Below are 18,758 nucleotides of genomic sequence, written 5' to 3' on the forward strand. Positions count from 1 at the left end.
GCACCAGAGGGAGAGAAAATGAAAAAGATCACGATTAACGACCTGATGAAATGGAAGAAAGAAGGTCGTAAATTTGCCTCCGTCACCGCCTATGACGCCAGCTTCGCCCAACTGTTCGAAGGACAGGGCGTGCCGGTCATGCTGGTCGGTGACTCGCTGGGGATGGTGCTGCAGGGTAAACCTGACACCCTGCCGGTCAGCGTTGACGATGTGGCGTACCACACCCGCTGCGTCCGTGCCGGCAGCCCGAATTCGCTGCTGATGGCTGACATGCCGTTCATGAGCTACAGCACGCCAGAGCAAGCATGTGAAAACGCGGCTACCCTGATGCGTGCCGGGGCAAACATGGTGAAACTGGAAGGCGGAGCCTGGCTGGCAGAAACGGTCAGCAAACTGACTGAACGCGCCGTACCGGTTTGTGCGCACCTTGGCCTGACGCCGCAATCCGTCAATATTTTTGGCGGTTACAAAGTGCAGGGACGTGATTCCGACCACGCTGAGCAGATGGTGAAAGATGCTATTCTGCTGAAAAATGCCGGTGCGCAGATCATTTTGCTGGAGTGCGTACCTGCCAGTCTGGCAGAACGTATCACCAAAGCCGTTGAAGTCCCGGTTATCGGCATTGGTGCCGGTAATGTTACCGATGGCCAGATTCTGGTCATGCACGACATGTTTGGGATTTCCGCAAACTATATGCCACGTTTCTCCAAGAACTATCTGGCAGAAACCGGCGACATGCGCGCAGCCGTCACTAAATATCTAGAAGATGTTGAGGCCGGAACCTTCCCTGGCCCAGAACATACCTTTGAATAAGGAATAAAGATGCAAACATTCGCTGAGATTGCCCCAATCCGCGAGCAGATTCGCGTCTGGCGCCGTGAAGGCCGCCGGATTGCTTTCGTGCCAACCATGGGCAACCTGCATGATGGCCACCTGACTCTGGTTCGCAAAGCCCGCGAAGTCGCCGATGTGGTTGTGGTCAGCATTTTTGTCAATCCGATGCAGTTTGATAAAGCCGATGACCTGAACAATTATCCGCGCACCATGGATGACGATCTGGCCAAGCTGAACAGCGAAGGCGTTGATCTGGTCTTTACTCCGACCCCGGACATCATGTACCCGCAAGGGCTGGATCGTCACACGCTCGTGGACGTACCGGGCCTGTCGTCCATGCTGGAGGGTGCCCTGCGCCCGAGCCACTTCCGTGGGGTGTCCACCGTGGTGACCAAGCTGTTCAACATTGTTCAGCCGGATGTCGCCTGTTTCGGCGAAAAAGATTATCAACAGCTGGCGCTAATTCGCCAGATGGTGGCCGATATGGCGATGGACATCGAGATCATTGGCGTACCGACCGTACGCGAAATGGACGGCCTGGCCATGTCATCCCGCAACGGTTACCTGACCGTTGACGAACGTCAGCGTGCCCCGGTCCTGGCCCGCACCATGCGCTGGATCAGCAGCCAGATGCGCGGTGGTCGTAACGACTATGCCGAGCTGGTGATGGATGCTAATGATCAGTTGCGCGCCGCCGGTCTGCAGCCGGATGAAATCTACATTCGCGACGCCGCCTCTCTGCTACCGGTCAGCGACGAATCACAGCAAGCGGTGATCCTGATGTCGGCGTTCCTTGGTAAAGCCCGCCTGATCGATAATCAGGTTGTGGATCTGAACCCGCCAACGGCAGCGACTGAAGAATAAATCCTGCACCGATCTCCACCGCAGGTATACGCAACGAGTGATACGCAAAACAAAAAATCCCGGCCTGTGCCGGGATTTTTTATACCTGATTTGTCGTCACTATTTGCCGCAAGAAGGACTACAACGTGACGGGTCGATTATGAGCGCAGACCGATCCCACGGGAGATCAGGTAATAGCAGATCCCGTACAGGATCGCCGTGAACAGTCCCAGCACCGCAAACGACGTCCCGATGCCCACATCCGACACACCTAAGAAGCCATAGCGGAACGCATTGACCATGTAGACAATCGGATTTAGCTTCGACACACCCTGCCAGAATTCCGGTAACAGACTCAGCGAATAAAACACCCCGCCTAGGTAGGTCAGCGGCGTCAGCACAAAAGTCGGAATGATGCTGATGTCATCAAATGTCTTGGCAAACACCGCATTGATCAGGCCGCCGAGCGAGAAAACCACCGAGGTCATCACTACCGTCGCCACCACAATGCCCAGATGCGCAATCTGCAAGTCGACAAACAGCAGTGACACCACGGAAACAATGAATCCGACGCCCAGTCCACGCAGTACCCCGCCGCCCACGTAACCGGCAATGATCACATAGTTCGGCACCGGCGCCACCAGCAGCTCTTCAATGTTGTGCTGGAACTTGGCACTGAAAAACGACGAAGCGACGTTCGAATACGAGTTGGTGATCACCGACATCATGATCAGTCCCGGTACGATATATTCCATGTAGCTGAAACCGCCCATCTCCCCGATCCGGCTCCCGATCAGGTTACCGAAAATAATGAAATACAGGGTCATGGTGATCGCCGGCGGCACCATGGTCTGGATCCAGATCCGGGCAAAGCGGCTCACTTCTTTGGTGATCAGGCTTTTAAAAGCAATCCAGTAAATCGGGTTCATGCCTGCTCTCCTTGTTTGGCTCGCTTACTGTTCGATACCAGCGTCACAAACAGCTCTTCCAGGCGGTTGGCCTTGTTACGCATTGATATCACATCGATCCCCTGACGGGTCAGCTGGACAAACACCTGATTCAGGCTCGATCCCCGGTTGATCTCCACCTCCAGGGTATGGTTGTCCGGCAGCCGCCAGTTCACCCCTTCCAGCTCGGGATGATTGCCGTTGAGCTTGATATCCAGAATGAAGGTTTCCATTTCCAGCTTGCTCAGCAAAGCTTTCATCGAGGTGTGCTCAATCAATTCACCGTGGTTGATGATACCGATATTGCGGCACAGCATCTCCGCTTCTTCCAAGTAGTGCGTGGTCAGGATAATCGTGACGCCCTGACGGTTAATCTCGCGCAGGAACGCCCACATTGAGCGGCGCAGCTCGATATCAACACCGGCCGTCGGCTCATCGAGAATCAGCAGTCTTGGCTCATGCATCAGCGCCCTGGCAATCATCAGACGGCGTTTCATCCCGCCTGACAGGTTACGGGCACGCTCGTTGCGTTTTTCCCACAGGTCGAGCTGACTGAGGTATTTACGGGCCCGCTCTTTGGCCAGTAGACGCGGTACACCGTAGTACCCGGCCTGATTGACCACGATCTGCTCCACGGTCTCAAACTGGTTAAAGTTGAATTCCTGCGGCACCAGACCGAGCTGACGCTTGGCGTCCACCAACTGAGTATCTAAGTCATAGCCGAAGACTTTAACCTCCCCGGCGCTCTTATTGACTAAAGAGCTGATAATCCCGATTGTGGTTGATTTACCAGCACCATTTGGCCCCAGTAGTGCGAAAAAATCACCTTCTTCGACACATAAGCTCATATCTTTCAGGGCGTTAACACCACCCTTGTAGGTTTTGCTTAAATTTTTTATTTCCAATGCGTTCATAAAATGCGATCTTTATGTTAGAAACTTTCGTCGGATAACTACTCCGATTTGATAAGTTGTTAACTTGTGTATAGTGATGCCGGGTTCGTATATCTGCCAGTATTGCTACAGTGCTGACAGATATGTGAATGGTAACCCATACCATATGACACCAGACGCAATGGCACCGCCGTTGCGGGTATACGAATGTATCAGAGAAAGGCACAACAATGGCAGATATCAAACAGCTATTTGCAAATAACCTGGCTTGGTCAGAGAACATTAAGGATGAAAACCCGGAGTTTTTTTCTCATCTCGCCAAAGCCCAGCACCCGGAATACCTATGGATTGGCTGTGCAGACAGCCGAGTTCCTGCAGAACGCCTGACCGGCCTCAACTCAGGTGAACTGTTTGTCCACCGTAACGTGGCAAACCAGGTCATCCACACCGATCTCAACTGTCTCTCGGTTGTACAGTACGCCGTAGACGTGCTGAAAGTTCGCCACGTGATTGTCTGCGGCCACTACGGCTGTGGTGGGGTCAGTGCCGCGATTGATAATCCTCAGCTGGGCCTGATCAACAACTGGCTGCTACACATCCGCGACCTGTTCATGAAGTATCGCTCAGACCTGGGCCAGCTGCCTCGCGAAGAGTGGGACAACAAGCTATGCGAAATTAACGTCGCCAGTCAGGTCTACAACCTGGGTAACTCGACCATTATGCAGAGTGCCTGGGAGCGCGGTCAGCAGGTGAAACTGCACGGCTGGATTTATGGTATCGGTGACGGCAAGCTGCGGAACCTGGGCGTGACAGCGACCAGCCGCGAGAGCCTGGAAGTGGCGTATCAGGCAGCCATGGCAGAAATCCTGCCGGGCAACACCCACAAGTAAATTGATGCCATAAAGAAAAAGCGACTGAAATCAGTCGCTTTTTCCTATTGGTTATTCGCCGTCCTGCGGCACCACTTTGCCGATAAACGGCAGGTGGCGGTATTTCTGGGCGTAGTCGATACCCACACCGACCACGAACTCGTCAGGAATCTCAAAACCGATCCAAGCGACATCTACCTTCACTTCGCGACGTTCAGGCTTGTCCAGCAGGGTACAGATACGGATAGAGTTTGGCTCACGCAGCGCCAGGATTTCACACACTTTGTTCAGCGTATTACCTGTATCGATAATATCTTCGATCAGCAGGACATCCTTACCTTTGATGTCGTCATCCAGATCTTTCAGGATACGTACATCACGGCTGCTTTCCATGGTGTTGCCATAGCTTGATGCGGTCATGAAGTCGACTTCATGCGGCAGTTCAATGGCACGGGCCAGGTCAGCCATGAACACAAAGGAGCCGCGTAACAGGCCAACCATTACCAGGTTTTCTGAATCTTTATAGTGTTCTGTGATCTGCTTTCCTAGCTCTTTAACACGTGCCTGAACGTCCTGCTCAGAAATCATTACTTCAATAGTGTGTTTCATTTTATTCTCCATCAGTCCGACCGTCTTCGTCGGCTGTCGGCTTGCGGTAAAACGGACGCCTATTCTAGCATTCCTTCAATTGTAATGGTTATTTTATCCGCCCTGTCAATGATATGATACACATTGATTAAAAACTGGTTTGAATACAACCGATTGCTCCTGTAAAGTTATCCCGCAAGAACAAATGATAACCAAAACAAATACTTTGGAGCTAGGGAATCAGTGATATGGATACCATCCTAAAAAAAACCAGAACACGCCTGTCACCGGAAAAAAGGAAGGAACAACTACTCAACTTTGCTATGGACGTTTTTGCCCGTCGCGGCATCGGTCGTGCCGGGCACGCTGATATTGCGGAAATGGCGAATGTCTCGGTCGCGACGGTATTCAATTACTTTCCTACCCGCGAAGCACTGGTTGAAGAAGTACTGGGACAAGTGGAACAATGCTTCAAGTCCATGCTGGCCGAGTCGTTTGACAACGACCAGCCGTTCCAGGCGCAACTGACTCAGATCTCCCATCGACTGATCGACGAAGTGATCGAGCAGCAGGACTGGGTCAAAGTCTGGTTCGAGTGGAGCACTTCAGTTCGCGACGAGATCTGGCCACAGTTTGTCAGTAACAACCAACAGAATTTTGCCTTCATCTCTGAACAGTTTGAAGCCGCGAAGATTGACGGTGTCCTGTCTGGTCAGGAGCGAGCCTGGCAGTTTCAGGGCCTGTGCTACGTGCTGTACCTGCAGACCAATATTAATCCGGATCGCGATGCAATGCAGGAAAAAGCCACCCTGCATATCCAGGCACTCCTGGAAAAATAATCCAAACCAATCAGGCCGGCAATATGCCGGCCTGATTATTTAGCGCCAAAGGCTATCTCTGTCCTGCTGCTCGGCATAATCCAGTACTAAGCCGCTGCACCAGGTTCAATATCAAAAACCCTGCGCTAGCAGGCAGAGGCAAACACCACCGGCTCATGAGGCTCAACACTGACTTCTACCCGCTCACCCATCTGCAGAATCAGGTGAGAGTAGACCATCAGGTGGTGTCCCTGATAATCGACGGTATACCGGCAGCTGTCTCCCATAAACAGCTGATCAATGATCACCCCGGCACCTTCTGCTGCCGGTATCACCTTCAGATTCTGAGGGCGCAGCAACCATTCCACGTTGCTGCTGCCCGCTTCCATCATGATCGGGCTGCCGACATTAATCGGGCCAAACGGGGTGGCAAGCGTTTTGTCATTCCCCATGGTCACCGGCAGATAGGTACCGGTTCCGAGAAACTCCGCCACAAACCGGCTGCTCGGTCGGTAATACAGCTCTGTGGCAGAACCAAACTGCTCGATCACGCCGTGGTTCATCACCGCCATCCGATCGGCAAACACAAACGCTTCCTCGCGGCTGTGGGTCACGAAAATAGCTGTCACACCCTGCGCTTTAAAAATCCGGCGAATTTCACGGATCAGGCTGTAGCGCACCTGGGTATCAATATTTGAAAACGGTTCATCCAGCAGGATCAGATCCGGTTCGCACGCCAGGGCCCGGGCAATCGCCACCCGTTGTTGCTGACCACCTGACAGCTGATGCGGATAGCGATCATCCAGTCCGCTCAGGTGCACCAGTTCCAGCATGTCCTGCACCTTGCTCTGAACCCGGGCTTTGTCCCAGTTTCTCAGGCCGAAGGCGATGTTCTCCGCCACCGTCAGATGCGGAAACAGGGCGTAATCCTGGAAGATCATGCCGATGTTGCGCTTCTCCGGCGGCAGCCAGGTTTTGCCATCAGCGATCACCCGACCGTTAATGTGAATCTCACCGCTGTCGAGCGGCAGCAGACCGGCAATAGCTTTGAGCAGGGTCGTCTTGCCACAGCCACTGGCCCCCAGCAGACACACAATTTCGTTGTCCTGAACCGGCAGCGACAAATTCTCCAGCACGGCCTGACCATTGTACTTACAGGTCAGGTTGGTTACGGATAATGCATGACTCATCAGTGTTTCTGCTCCAAAGAACGGTTAACCATCACCAGTGGGATCAGGCCAACAATGACCAGTAGTATCGCCGGCAGAGCGGCCATCTCCAGCTGCTCATCAGACGCGAAATTGAATACGTAGGTTGCCAGCGTCTCAAAATTAAACGGGCGCAACAGCAGCGCGGCATTGAGCTCTTTCATCGACTCAATGAACACCAACAGACCGGCAATCAGGCAACCGCGGCGGATCAGCGGCAGGTGAACCCGACGCAGCATCTGTATCGAGGCATACCCCATAGTCTTGGAAGCCATATCCAGTGACGGCGGAATCTTGGCTAGGCTGCTTTCAATACTGCCGACAGCCACCGCAGCAAAACGCACCACAAAGGCAAAAATAATGGCAAACATGGTGCCGGAGAACACCAGCCCAGGACGCCCTAAACCGAGCGCGATTGTCGTATCATTAAGCAAGTGGTCAGCCCCCGTCAGCGGAATCATCACCCCAATTGCCAGCACTGTGCCCGGCACCGCATACCCCAGCGAGGAAATCCGCGACGGCACAACCGTGGTACGGCGCCCGTCAAGACGGCGGTAAAAGTTAAAGATCAAGGCCAATACGACGGCAACAGCCGCTGCCATCAACGACACTTTCAGGCTGTTCAGACCGTATTGCTGAAATTCCGGCGTCCAGCTTGCAGCAAAGTAATGCCAGGCGTAATAGCTCAGTTGCAGCAGCGGCAGGACAAAGGCAAAAGCGACCAGTCCCCAGCACCAAATCACCGCGACCCACTTTTTCACGCCGCTGAGCGGGTAACGAATGTCATCACCGTGTTCAAACTCCTGCTGGAACAACTTCTGCTTACGCCGACTGAACCGTTCGGCACTGATCAGCAGGAAGATCGCCAGCAGCATAATGGCGGAAATTTTCGCGGCAGCATTGAGGTTGGAGTAACCCAGCCAGGTATCGTAAACCGCGGTGGTCAACGTGTTCACGGCAAAATAGCTGACCGTACCAAAGTCCCCCAGGGTTTCCATGGCCACCAGCGACAGGCCGACCGCAATGGACGGGCGAGCCAATGGCAAAGAAATACGGCGGAAACTTTCCCACGGTGAGCAGCGCAGCAGACGAGCTGATTGCAGCAGGCTGGTGCTCTGCTCCATAAACGCTGCCCGTGCCAGAAGATAAATGTAGGGATACAACACCAGAGCCAGTACCAGACTGGCACCGCCCAGAGAGCGGATATCCGGAAACCAGTAGTCCTGGTAATTCTGCCAGCCAAACCAGTCACGCAGCATAATCTGCACCGGCCCGGCATAGTCCAGCCAGTCCGTGTAGATGTACCCGACAATGTAGCCCGGCATGGCGAGAGGCAGTACCATCGCCCACTGCAGCACCCGCTCCCCCGGAATCCGGCACATCGCCATGATCCAGGCCGCAGGCAAGCCAAACAGCAAGGCCAGCAAGCTGGTACTGACCACCAGCAGGAAGGTATTAGTGGTATAGGTGGCCATCACCGTGTCCATCAGGTGAGAGAAGACTTCATCGCTCTCACCGGCTGCGGTGTAAAAAATGGCCAGAATAGGCAAAACCAGCAGCAGGGAAAACACCCAGCCACTGGTTTGCCAACAAAGATATCTTTCTTTCATTGCTTACAACTTAGTACCTTTTGCAACTTAACCCTGGTACGACGCCATACCACTGTCAGAGCCTGATAAATCCTTTCTCTGAGTAGGGAAGTGAAGCTACCACAAGTCATTGGAAAAAGTACAAGGATCTAAGGATTTTTCATTCGTTTTCCAACATCAAGCCAGATTGTCTGCTCCCCGATCCTTAAACAAAAATGGGGCCTGTGGCCCCATTTTTTGGTGTATTACAGGTCGAATTTCACTTCGTCCATCAGCTTGATGGCGGCAGTGTGGTATTCAGCCACTTTTTCCAGTGACAGCGTATCGGACTTGAAGTCACCCCATGAAGCTACCAGCTCAGAGCGCGCTACGCCTTCTTTAACCGGGTATTCGTAGTTCACTTCTGCATACATGTGCTGGGCTTTGTCGCCTGTCAGGAATTCCATCAGCTTCTGCGCGTTAGCTTTGTTTGGCGCGTATTTAGCCATTGCCATGCCACTCACGTTTACGTGTGTGCCGTTTGCTTGCTGGCCTGGGAAGTTGATGTATACCGACTCTGCCCATGCTTTCTGGCTCTCATCGTTCAGCATGTTACCCAGGTAGTAGCTGTTACCGATTGCCAGGTCACACAGACCTTCTTTCACCGCTTTAACTTGCGCACGGTCGTTGCCTTGTGGCTTACGCGCCAGGTTCGCTTTCACGCCTTCCAACCAGGTTTTTGTTTCTGCTTCACCGTAGTGAGCAATCATCGAAGAAACCAGCGAGATGTTGTAAGGGTGCTTACCTGAACGCGTACAGATCTTGCCTTTCCACTCCGGCTTGGCCAAATCTTTGTAATCAAATTCCGCTGGCAGTTTGCCCACACGGTCACGAGACGAATACACGTTACGTGCACGCATAGTCAGCGCAAACCACTCGTCTTCGTTATCACGGAACTGAGCCGGAACATTTTGCTCAATCACTTTGCTGTCAACGGACTGAACCAGCTTCTTGTCTGCCAGTTCAACCAGACGGCTGATATCTGTTGTCAGAAGGACATCGGCCGGGCTGTATTCGCCTTCCTGCTGCAGTTTCTCTGCCAGACCTTCTTTTGCAAACTTCACGTTTACTTTGATACCGGTCTCTGCAGTGAACTCTTTGAACATAGGTTCAACCAGGAAAGGTTGACGGTAAGAATAAACGTTCACTTCTTCCGCCGCCATTGCCGCCTGAGGAGCAGCCAGACCCAATAGAATTGCCGATGCCAACAGCTTTTTCATTTTTACTTCCCTTAAACGCAAAATAGAATGATAACAGTTATCAGTTTCGCTCAATTATACTGTAGCAGTTCATCAATACAATGCGTCATTGCCGTTGAGATAAAAAAAACGCTGCCTTATTGGCAGCGTTTTTTGTAAAGTTGTGATCTATATATATGTTAACTATTTCACACTGACAAACTCTGGGTAGGCATCGATACCACAATCGTGTACATCCATCCCTGCCAGCTCTTCTTCTTCGGTCACGCGAATGCCCACGGTGTATTTCAGTGCCGCCCAGACACCCAGACTGGTCGCAAATACCCAGCCGAAAATCACCGCCGCGCCCAGCAACTGTGAACCAAAGCTGGCATCGGCATTACTAAATGGCACCGCCATCAGGCCAAAGAAGCCACACACACCGTGGACCGAAATCGCCCCTACCGGGTCATCGATTTTCACTTTATCCAGACCAATGATGCTAAATACCACCAGTGAACCAGCCACTACCCCGATAATCACTGCCGCCATTGGTGACGGTGACAGCGGGTCTGCCGTGATGGCAACCAAGCCAGCCAGCGCCCCATTGAGAATCATGGTTAAATCCGCTTTGCCCCACGTGGTTTTACACACCGCCAGTGCCGCAATCGCACCCGCGGCCGCCGCGGCATTGGTGTTGAGGAAAATTTTCCCGACAGCGGTGGCGTTTTCAAAGTCAGACAACATCAGCTGTGAACCGCCGTTAAAACCAAACCAGCCGAACCACAAGATGAAGGTCCCCACTGTCGCCAGCGGCATATTCGAACCCGGGATCGGGTAGATCTCGCCGTTCTTACCGTATTTCCCCTTACGAGCGCCCAGCAGCAGTACCCCGGCCAGCGCTGCAGCCGCACCCGCCATGTGGACGATGCCAGAGCCGGCAAAGTCGCTGAAACCGGCTTCAGACAGGAAGCCACCGCCCCAGGTCCAGTACCCTTCCATTGGATAGATAAAGGCCGTCAGAATGACTGAGAAAATGAGGAACGACCACAGCTTCATGCGTTCAGCAACGGCACCGGATACCACCGACATCGCCGTCGCGACAAACACCACCTGGAAGAAGAAATCCGATTCCAGCGAGTGATCAGCTCCGTCCGCCTGCGTGCCGATCAATGTGCCGAACGTAGGCAGCCAGCCACCTTCCCCGTTGTCGACATACATCATGTTGTAACCGACAATCAGGTACATGGTGCAGGCAATCGCGTACAGACAGAAGTTCTTGGTCAGGATTTCGGTGGTGTTTTTCGACCGCACCAGCCCTGCTTCCAGCATGGCAAACCCGGCGGCCATCCACATCACAAGAGCACCTGACATTAAGAAGAAAAAGGTGTCGAGCGCATAACGCAGCTCGGTAACGGTAGTTGATAATTCCATAATCTTTGTCCCCTACTTCAATCCTGTTTGTTATAAGGCTTCTAAATCAGTTTCCCCGGTACGGATGCGAACCGCATGCTCCAGGTCGTACACAAAAATCTTGCCGTCGCCAATCTTGCCGGTCTGGGCCGCCTTGGTGATCGCCTCAATAATGGCTTCCATGTTGTCAGCCTGAGTCGCGATCTCCAGCTTTACCTTTGGCAGAAAGTCGACCTGGTATTCCGCGCCACGGTACAGTTCGGTGTGGCCCTTCTGCCGCCCGAACCCTTTCACTTCCGAGACCGTCATCCCTTCGACGCCGACATCAGCCAGTGCTTCACGAACATCATCGAGCTTGAACGGTTTAATGATTGCGCTAATTATTTTCATTGCCTGCTCCTCAATTCAGAATTCCTTCTCAGTCACCACTGATGAATAAACAAGCACTGTGCCAATTTTTTTATTTCTTAATTTTCATTAACTTGCTAAATATCCGCGCCAAAATGCAAAAAGGGCCGCACCAATTGGGTGCAGCCCTTTCACTAAAACGAAGCAAATTTGCTCTTAGAACAGCATAATGACCTAAAAACGGGTCACAAATGCACGCCAGGCTTGCAGAACCTGCTCAAAATCTTCAAATCCGCAGATGGCTACGGCTTCTTCATCATAAAAATCCATGTTTTCTTCCAGCTCAGTATCGTCTTCAGAAAACAGGTAGTTAGCCTGAATCAGCGCTTCATTTTCCTGCAGGCTGAGGGTCAGCTCCTCACCAATCCGCCGCCATTCCCGGGTGCTGTTTTTTAGTGCACCAAGCTGGGACACCACCTCGTCCATCAGTGCGAAGTTCTTGCCCACCTCCTCCGTCAGCCAGCGCCCCAGCGCCTCGTGGCCCATTGAGAAGTTGGCATGATAGCTACCATCCAGGGTATTTTTCTTAAACTCGTAATCCATAGCTATCCTCTTTCACTCATTCGTTCATCTTGGTGATACACTGGCGACCAATAAGATGGCTGCACTGTCACAGACAGCCGCACGCCGGAGCGCACATTGTCAGGATCTGATTCAGAAATGCAACTCAATGCCACACTGGCCCGTCAAATTGTCGAGCGGGCGATGAAAATCATTCGCTACTCTGTCAACGTGATGGATGAGTATGGCCGGATCATCGGGTCCGGCGATCCGACCCGCCTGAACCAACGCCATGAGGGTGCAATCCTTGCCATCAATGAAAATCGGGTGGTTGAGATCGATCCGGGGACTGCGCAGCAACTCAAGGGCGTCAAACCCGGTATCAACCTGCCGATCGTGTTTCAGCACCGGGTGATCGGCGTGGTGGGGATCTCCGGCGAGCCCGACAAAGTGCGCAACTACGGTGAGCTGGTCAAAATGACTGCCGAGCTGATCATCGAGCAGGAAGCCCTGATGGCGCAGGTACAATGGAACCAGCGCCACCGTGAAGAGCTGGTGCTGCAACTGATCAACGGCACCGAACTGAGTGAGTCCCAGCGCCTGTCCATCGCCCAGAAACTGGCACTGGATCTGGATCAGCCCCGCGTCGCCGCCATCGTCAAAGTGCTGCCCGCAGAAGGTGCCAGCCTATCGCTGGAACACCTGCAACGGATGGTTCACCTGCTGGAGCACCCGGAACGGGATAACCTGGTCGGCATCGTCTCCGTTTCCCATAATGAAATCGTGGTACTGAAACCCATCACCCTGACCTCTGATGGCTGGTCGAAAGCCCGGACTCAGAAACGGCTCGACAAGCTGATGCGTCAGGTTGCCAGAGAACGCCAGTTTTCCATACGGATTGCCATTGGTGACTATTTTCCGGGTCTGCAGGGATTAGCCCGCTCGTACCAGACCGCCAAAGCGACCCTCGAAGCCACGCTCGATGCTACTCCGGCAGCGGCCTTGGATACCACCCGAGTTGTGTTCTATCAGGATCATATCCTGCAAGTCCTGCTTAGCGGCCTGAAACAGGACAGCTGGCGTCATGAACAACTGATGCAGCCAATACAGGCACTGCGCAGTCAGGATCCGCGGGGTGTCCTGATGCGAACCCTGCAGGCATTTTTTGCTCAGAATTGTGATTTGGCGCAAATCTGCCAAACCCTTCATATTCATCGTAACACCCTACGTTATCGCCTGGAGCGGATAGAGCAGATAACTCAATTAAAAATCAACAATATAAATGACAAGACCCGGCTATACCTGGCGGTGACCTGTCTCCCCGAAAAACTCTGATTTTGTGCATCTGCACAAATCAACCTTTCTCTCGGCAGGCTTTTTTGTCATCTCGCCTAAAGCCAAACCTGCCGCCCCGCAGTACATTCCTGCCTGCTGATAATTTCTTTTTATAATTTTACGTGGATCAAAACATGGCAGAAGTCTCTACCCTCGGGGCATTAGCGGCACTGGTCGTCGCGATATTCCTGATATTAAGAAAAGTCCCGCCCGCTTACGGCATGATCATAGGTGCACTGGTCGGCGGGGTGATTGGTGGTGTTTCGCTGAGCGACACCGTCGGCCTGATGATTGGCGGTGCCCAGGGCATTGTGACCGCCGTCCTGCGTATTCTCGCGGCCGGGGTGCTGGCTGGGGTGCTGATTGAATCCGGTGCGGCAACCTCCATTGCCGAAACCATCGTGAAAAAAGTGGGGGAAACCCGTGCCCTGCTGGCGCTGGCAGTGGCAACCATGATCCTGACCGCCGTGGGGGTGTTTGTGGATGTGGCGGTGATCACCGTGGCACCGATTGCCCTGGCAATTGCCCGCCGGGCCGATCTGTCCAAGATGGCGATCCTGCTGGCCATGGTCGGTGGCGGCAAAGCCGGTAACGTGATGTCGCCGAACCCGAATGCAATTGCCGCGGCCGATGCCTTCAACGTGCCGCTGACATCCGTGATGGCTGCCGGGGTGATTCCCGGTCTGTGCGGCATGGCAGTCGCCTACCTGATCGCCAAAAAACTGGTGAACCGCGGCAGTAAAGTACAAGAGCACGAAGTGGTTGCCGTTGATCACAGCCGCCTGCCAGGCTTTGGTGCCGCCATCGTGGCTCCGTTGGTCGCCATTGCCCTGCTGGCGCTGCGCCCGCTGGCCGGGATTCAGGTCGATCCGCTGATTGCCCTGCCGCTGGGTGGCCTGATGGGCGCTCTGGCCATGGGCCGTTTTCGCGATACCAACCATTTTGCCGTCTCCGGCCTGACGCGCATGGCGCCGGTCGCCGTGATGCTGCTCGGTACCGGAACCCTGGCAGGGATCATCGCTAACTCCGGGCTGAAAGGAGGTCTGATTGATGTCTTGACGGCTTCCGGTCTGCCGTCGTACCTGCTGGCGCCAATCTCGGGTGCCCTGATGTCACTGGCCACCGCCTCCACGACCGCCGGTACCGCGGTCGCAGCCGGCGTGTTCAGCCATACCATCCTGGAGCTGGGTGTGCCTGCTCTGGCTGGCGCAGCCATGATCCACGCCGGTGCCACGGTGATGGATCACATGCCGCATGGCAGCTTCTTCCACGCCACCGGCGGCGCGCTGCACATGGACATTAAAGAACGACTGAAGCTGATCCCTTACGAATCTGCGGTCGGTCTGATCATTGCTTTTGTGTCGACCCTGATTTTCGGTGTCTTCGGTTTCTTCGTGTAAGGATAAATGTATGAAAATTGTGATTGCCCCTGATTCTTATAAAGAAAGCCTGACCGCGATGGAAGTCGCTGATGCCATTGAAGCAGGATTCAAGGACATCTGGCCTGATGCACAGTACCTGAAGCTGCCGATGGCCGATGGTGGCGAAGGGACGGTTCAGTCACTGGTCGACGCGACCCAGGGCACCATCGTCGAGCACACGGTCACCGGGCCGTTAGGCGAACCGGTTTCAGCGTTCTATGGCCTGCTGGGCGATGGCCGAACCGCAGTGATTGAAATGGCGGCGGCATCCGGCCTGCACCTGGTCGCGCCGGATCAGCGCAATCCCCTGCTGACCACGACCTACGGCACCGGTGAGCTGATCACCGCGGCGCTGGATCGCGGCGTCGAGCACATCATTATCGGGATTGGCGGCAGTGCCACCAATGATGGCGGGATTGGGATGGCCCAGGCACTCGGCTTTCAGCTGCTAGATGCCGACAACCGCAGCCTGGGGTTCGGCGGTGGCGAACTGGCAGCCCTGAACCGAATCGATACCCAAAAAGTCGACCCGCGTCTGGCTCAAGTGAAACTGGAAGTGGCCTGCGATGTCGATAACCCGCTGTGCGGGCCCAAAGGCGCCTCAGCCGTGTTTGGTCCGCAGAAAGGGGCTACACCAGAGATGGTGGCACAGCTGGATGCCAATCTGGCGCACTATGCCGCAGTCATCCATTCACAACTTGGACGTGACGTGAAAAATATCCCGGGAGCCGGTGCCGCCGGAGGACTGGGCGCGGCGCTGATGGGCCTGCTGAATGCCAGCCTGCGTCCGGGGATTGAGATCGTCACTGAAGCAGCTGGGCTGGAAGCCGCAGTGCAAGATGCAGATCTGGTGATCACTGGTGAAGGGCGTATCGACAGCCAGACCATTCACGGTAAAACCCCGATGGGGGTTGCCCGGATCGCCAAGCAGTATCAGCTGCCGGTTATCGGGATTGCCGGTTGCGTCGCACCGGACTGCCATGTGGTCCACCAGCACGGTATTGATGCAGTGTTTAGTGTGGTACCGCGAGCGATGCCTTTATCTGAAGCCCTACAGGAAGCCGCGTTCAACGTACGTCAAACGGCGCGCAATGTCGCGGCATCACTTGCTCTGGCCCGCCAGTTTTCGGCTTGAGTCTAGAGGTGCCTGACTCCGGCAGGATTCAGGTGCAGCAATCAGCCATAAAAAAACGCCTCCGTCTGGAGGCGTTTTGCTAATGATGATTCAAAGCAGTGCTTATGCCGGCTCTTGGAAAATAACCGTGTCCGCTTTTTTGGTGTACTGCTCCATCAGGTGGAAGTTCAGGTAGCGATACGTATCGGCTGCCGTGGCATCGATCTGTTTCGCGTATTCCATGTACTCCTCAACCGTAGGAATGCGGCCCAGAATAGCGCCAACCGCAGACAGCTCAGCCGAAGCCAGGAAGACATTCGCGCCCGTACCCAGACGGTTCGGGAAGTTACGGGTAGAAGTCGACATAACCGTTGCTTTGTCAGCCACGCGAGCCTGGTTACCCATACACAGTGAACATCCCGGAGTTTCAATACGAACCCCGGCACGACCGAAGATGCCGTAGTAGCCTTCTTCAGTCAGCTGATCGCGGTCCATCTTCGTTGGCGGAGCCACCCACAGACGGGTTTCCAGCTGGCCTTTGAATTTATCCAGCAGTTTACCGGCCGCGCGGAAGTGACCGATGTTAGTCATACAAGAACCGATGAAGACTTCATCAATTTCTGTACCTTGTACATCAGACAGCAGACGCGCGTCATCCGGATCGTTAGGTGCACACAGAATTGGCTCGTTGATTTCCGCCAGATCGATTTCGATCACGTGAGCATATTCTGCATCGTTGTCCGCGCTCATCAGCTCTGGATTTTCCAGCCACGCTTCCATCGCCTTGATACGACGCTCGATGGTACGTACATCACCGTAGCCTTCAGAAATCATCCACTTCAGCATGGTGATGTTTGACTTCAGGTACTGGGCAATTGAATCTTCAGACAGCTTCACAGTACAGCCCGCAGCACTACGCTCTGCAGAGGCATCAGACAGCTCGAACGCCTGCTCAACGGTCAGGTGTTCAACACCTTCGATTTCCAGGATACGACCAGAGAATTCGTTGATCTTGCCAGATTTCTCAACCGTCAGCAGACCCTGCTGAATCGCGTAGTAAGGAATTGCATGTACCAGGTCACGCAGGGTGATGCCCGGCTTCATTTCGCCCTTGAAACGCACCAGGATAGATTCCGGCATATCCAGTGGCATAACGCCAGTCGCTGCCGCGAACGCCACCAGACCAGAACCGGCCGGGAACGAAATACCCAGCGGGAAGCGGGTGTGCGAGTCACCGCCCGTACCTACGGTATCTGGCAGCAGCATACGGTTCAGCCATGAGTGGATCACGCCGTCACCCGGACGCAGTGAGACACCGGCACGGTTCATGATGAAATCAGGCAGGGTGTGGTGCGTGTTCACGTCAACCGGCTTCGGATACGCCGACGTGTGACAGAATGACTGCATCACCAGATCAGCCGAGAAACCAAGACACGCCAAGTCTTTCAGCTCATCGCGGGTCATTGGGCCCGTGGTATCCTGAGAACCAACGGTCGTCATCTTAGGCTCACAGTAAGTGCCAGGGCGGATACCTTCCACGCCACAGGCTTTACCAACCATTTTCTGAGCCAGGGTGTAACCTTTACCGCTGTCAGCAACACCCGCAGGACGGCGGAACACGTCAGATGTCGGCAGACCCAGCGCCTGACGCGCACGGTCAGTCAGACCACGACCGATGATCAGAGGAATACGGCCGCCGGCACGGACTTCGTCCAGCAGTACATCGGTTTTCAGCTTGAAGGTGGAAACCACTTCATCGCTGTCATGACGACGCACTTCGCCTTTATGTGGGTACACATCAATAACATCGCCCATGCTCAACTTGGACACATCCAGCTCAACCGGTAATGCACCGGCATCTTCCATGGTGTTAAAGAAGATTGGAGCAATCTTGCCGCCCAGTACGAAGCCACCGGCACGCTTGTTTGGTACATGTGGAATATCTTCACCCATGAACCACAGGACGGAGTTGGTCGCCGATTTACGTGATGAACCGGTACCCACAACATCACCAACATAAACCAGCTGGTGACCTTTTTCTTTCAGGGCTTCGATTTGTTTGATTGGGCCGACGGTTCCCGGCAAATCCGGTGTGATCCCTTCACGTTCGTTTTTCAGCATCGCCAGGGCGTGCAGCGGGATATCCGGACGCGACCAGGCATCAGGGGCTGGAGACAGGTCATCGGTGTTGGTTTCACCGGTTACTTTGAACACTGTCAGGGTGATTTTTTCAGCCAGTTCAGGCTTAGACAGGAACCATTCGGCATCCGCCCACGACTGGATCACCTGCTTCGCCGCTTCGTTACCGGCTTTGGCTTTCTCTTCCACATCATAGAAAGAATCAAACATCAGCAGTGTGTGAGACAGAGCTTTAACGGCGATCGGAGCCAGCTCGGCATCGTCCAGCAGAGAAACCAGAGGCTCGATGTTGTAGCCACCTTGCATGGTGCCCAGCAACTCTGCCGCTTTTTCCTTGCTGACCAGCGGTGACTGGGCTTCCCCTTTCGCTACCGCGGCCAGGAAGCCGGCTTTCACGTATGCTGCTTCGTCAACCCCCGGCGGAATGCGGTTTTCAAGAAGATCCAGCAAGAACGCTTCTTCGCCTGCTGGCGGGTTTTTCAGTAGTTCAACCAGAGCGGCAACCTGCTCAGCATCCAGGGGCTTAGGCACCACTCCTTCAGCGGCACGTTCTTCGACGTGTTTACGGTAGGCTTCAAGCACGACATATTCCTCATTGTTGGTTCGGCCGCACTGACCGAA

At 54.1% G+C, this 18,758-nt stretch carries 17 protein-coding genes; 7 read left to right on the forward strand and 10 right to left on the reverse strand.

All coding sequences use genetic code 11. The features are described from left to right. The first annotated feature begins 18 nt into the window (after positions 1-18). Positions 19-813: a 3-methyl-2-oxobutanoate hydroxymethyltransferase gene (gene panB / locus C9I92_RS18445; RefSeq protein WP_047886919.1), complete on the forward strand. Its 795-nt coding sequence runs from the start codon at positions 19-21 to the stop codon at positions 811-813. Positions 814-822: 9 nt separating this feature from the next. Continuing rightward, on the forward strand, positions 823-1,698 hold the full coding sequence (panC, locus tag C9I92_RS18450; RefSeq protein WP_047886920.1) for a pantoate--beta-alanine ligase: 876 nt from the start codon (positions 823-825) through the stop codon (positions 1,696-1,698). A 137-nt stretch (positions 1,699-1,835) separates the two neighbouring features. Here panC and C9I92_RS18455 read toward each other — a convergent pair whose 3' ends face one another. Continuing rightward, on the reverse strand, positions 1,836-2,606 hold the full coding sequence (locus C9I92_RS18455; RefSeq protein WP_047886921.1) for an ABC transporter permease: 771 nt from the start codon (positions 2,604-2,606) through the stop codon (positions 1,836-1,838). Then, entirely contained in the window at positions 2,603-3,538 is a 936-nt protein-coding gene (locus C9I92_RS18460; RefSeq protein WP_047886922.1) for an ABC transporter ATP-binding protein, read from the reverse strand. Before C9I92_RS18460 ends, C9I92_RS18455 begins: the two co-directional genes overlap by 4 nt. Before the next feature lie 209 nt (positions 3,539-3,747). On the opposite strand from C9I92_RS18460, the gene can reads away from it, so the two are divergent. Beyond that, positions 3,748-4,407 carry a carbonate dehydratase gene (can, locus tag C9I92_RS18465; protein WP_047886923.1) on the forward strand — a complete coding sequence of 220 codons (660 nt, stop codon included), beginning with the start codon at positions 3,748-3,750 and terminating at the stop codon, positions 4,405-4,407. A gap of 51 nt (positions 4,408-4,458) precedes the next feature. Here the strand turns inward: can and hpt are convergent, their stop codons facing one another. Continuing rightward, a complete protein-coding gene (gene hpt / locus C9I92_RS18470) occupies positions 4,459-4,995 on the reverse strand; it encodes a hypoxanthine phosphoribosyltransferase (RefSeq protein WP_047886924.1) in 537 nt (178 codons plus the stop codon). Positions 4,996-5,222: 227 nt separating this feature from the next. Here hpt and C9I92_RS18475 point away from each other — a divergent pair, with 227 nt between their 5' ends. Beyond that, positions 5,223-5,813 (forward strand): TetR/AcrR family transcriptional regulator, encoded by a 591-nt coding sequence (locus tag C9I92_RS18475; protein WP_047886925.1) that lies wholly within the window; start codon positions 5,223-5,225, stop codon positions 5,811-5,813. 125 nt (positions 5,814-5,938) lie between these two features. Here the strand turns inward: C9I92_RS18475 and C9I92_RS18480 are convergent, their stop codons facing one another. The 6 genes from C9I92_RS18480 to C9I92_RS18505 form a co-directional block, all read right to left on the reverse strand. Beyond that, on the reverse strand, positions 5,939-6,982 hold the full coding sequence (locus C9I92_RS18480; protein ID WP_047886926.1) for an ABC transporter ATP-binding protein: 1,044 nt from the start codon (positions 6,980-6,982) through the stop codon (positions 5,939-5,941). Further along, the gene (locus tag C9I92_RS18485; protein ID WP_047886927.1) at positions 6,982-8,610 is read right to left on the reverse strand and encodes an ABC transporter permease; all 1,629 of its coding nucleotides are present in this window, start codon (positions 8,608-8,610) and stop codon (positions 6,982-6,984) included. Before C9I92_RS18485 ends, C9I92_RS18480 begins: the two co-directional genes overlap by 1 nt. Positions 8,611-8,834: 224 nt before the next feature. Beyond that, positions 8,835-9,848: a Fe(3+) ABC transporter substrate-binding protein gene (locus tag C9I92_RS18490; RefSeq protein WP_047886928.1), complete on the reverse strand. Its 1,014-nt coding sequence runs from the start codon at positions 9,846-9,848 to the stop codon at positions 8,835-8,837. Between the two features lie 162 nt (positions 9,849-10,010). Continuing rightward, positions 10,011-11,240: an ammonium transporter gene (locus C9I92_RS18495; protein ID WP_047886929.1), complete on the reverse strand. Its 1,230-nt coding sequence runs from the start codon at positions 11,238-11,240 to the stop codon at positions 10,011-10,013. A gap of 30 nt (positions 11,241-11,270) precedes the next feature. Further along, positions 11,271-11,609 carry a P-II family nitrogen regulator gene (locus C9I92_RS18500; protein WP_047886930.1) on the reverse strand — a complete coding sequence of 113 codons (339 nt, stop codon included), beginning with the start codon at positions 11,607-11,609 and terminating at the stop codon, positions 11,271-11,273. Positions 11,610-11,801: 192 nt separating this feature from the next. Continuing rightward, positions 11,802-12,170: a YacL family protein gene (locus tag C9I92_RS18505; protein ID WP_047886931.1), complete on the reverse strand. Its 369-nt coding sequence runs from the start codon at positions 12,168-12,170 to the stop codon at positions 11,802-11,804. 117 nt (positions 12,171-12,287) lie between these two features. On the opposite strand from C9I92_RS18505, the gene C9I92_RS18510 reads away from it, so the two are divergent. The 3 genes from C9I92_RS18510 to C9I92_RS18520 all read left to right on the forward strand — a co-directional run bounded on the left by C9I92_RS18510 (position 12,288) and on the right by C9I92_RS18520 (position 16,019). Beyond that, a complete protein-coding gene (locus tag C9I92_RS18510; RefSeq protein ID WP_047886932.1) occupies positions 12,288-13,463 on the forward strand; it encodes a sugar diacid recognition domain-containing protein in 1,176 nt (391 codons plus the stop codon). 134 nt (positions 13,464-13,597) lie between these two features. Next, positions 13,598-14,863: a GntP family permease gene (locus C9I92_RS18515; RefSeq protein ID WP_047886933.1), complete on the forward strand. Its 1,266-nt coding sequence runs from the start codon at positions 13,598-13,600 to the stop codon at positions 14,861-14,863. A gap of 10 nt (positions 14,864-14,873) precedes the next feature. Continuing rightward, complete coding sequence (locus tag C9I92_RS18520) at positions 14,874-16,019, forward strand: glycerate kinase (protein ID WP_047886934.1); 1,146 nt, start codon at positions 14,874-14,876, stop codon at positions 16,017-16,019. 102 nt (positions 16,020-16,121) lie between these two features. Here C9I92_RS18520 and acnB read toward each other — a convergent pair whose 3' ends face one another. After that, positions 16,122-18,719 carry a bifunctional aconitate hydratase 2/2-methylisocitrate dehydratase gene (gene acnB / locus C9I92_RS18525; protein ID WP_047887025.1) on the reverse strand — a complete coding sequence of 866 codons (2,598 nt, stop codon included), beginning with the start codon at positions 18,717-18,719 and terminating at the stop codon, positions 16,122-16,124. Between the last annotated feature and the right edge of the window lie 39 nt (positions 18,720-18,758).

The organism is Photobacterium ganghwense (assembly GCF_003025595.1).
In the GTDB taxonomy this organism is placed as follows: domain Bacteria; phylum Pseudomonadota; class Gammaproteobacteria; order Enterobacterales; family Vibrionaceae; genus Photobacterium; species Photobacterium ganghwense.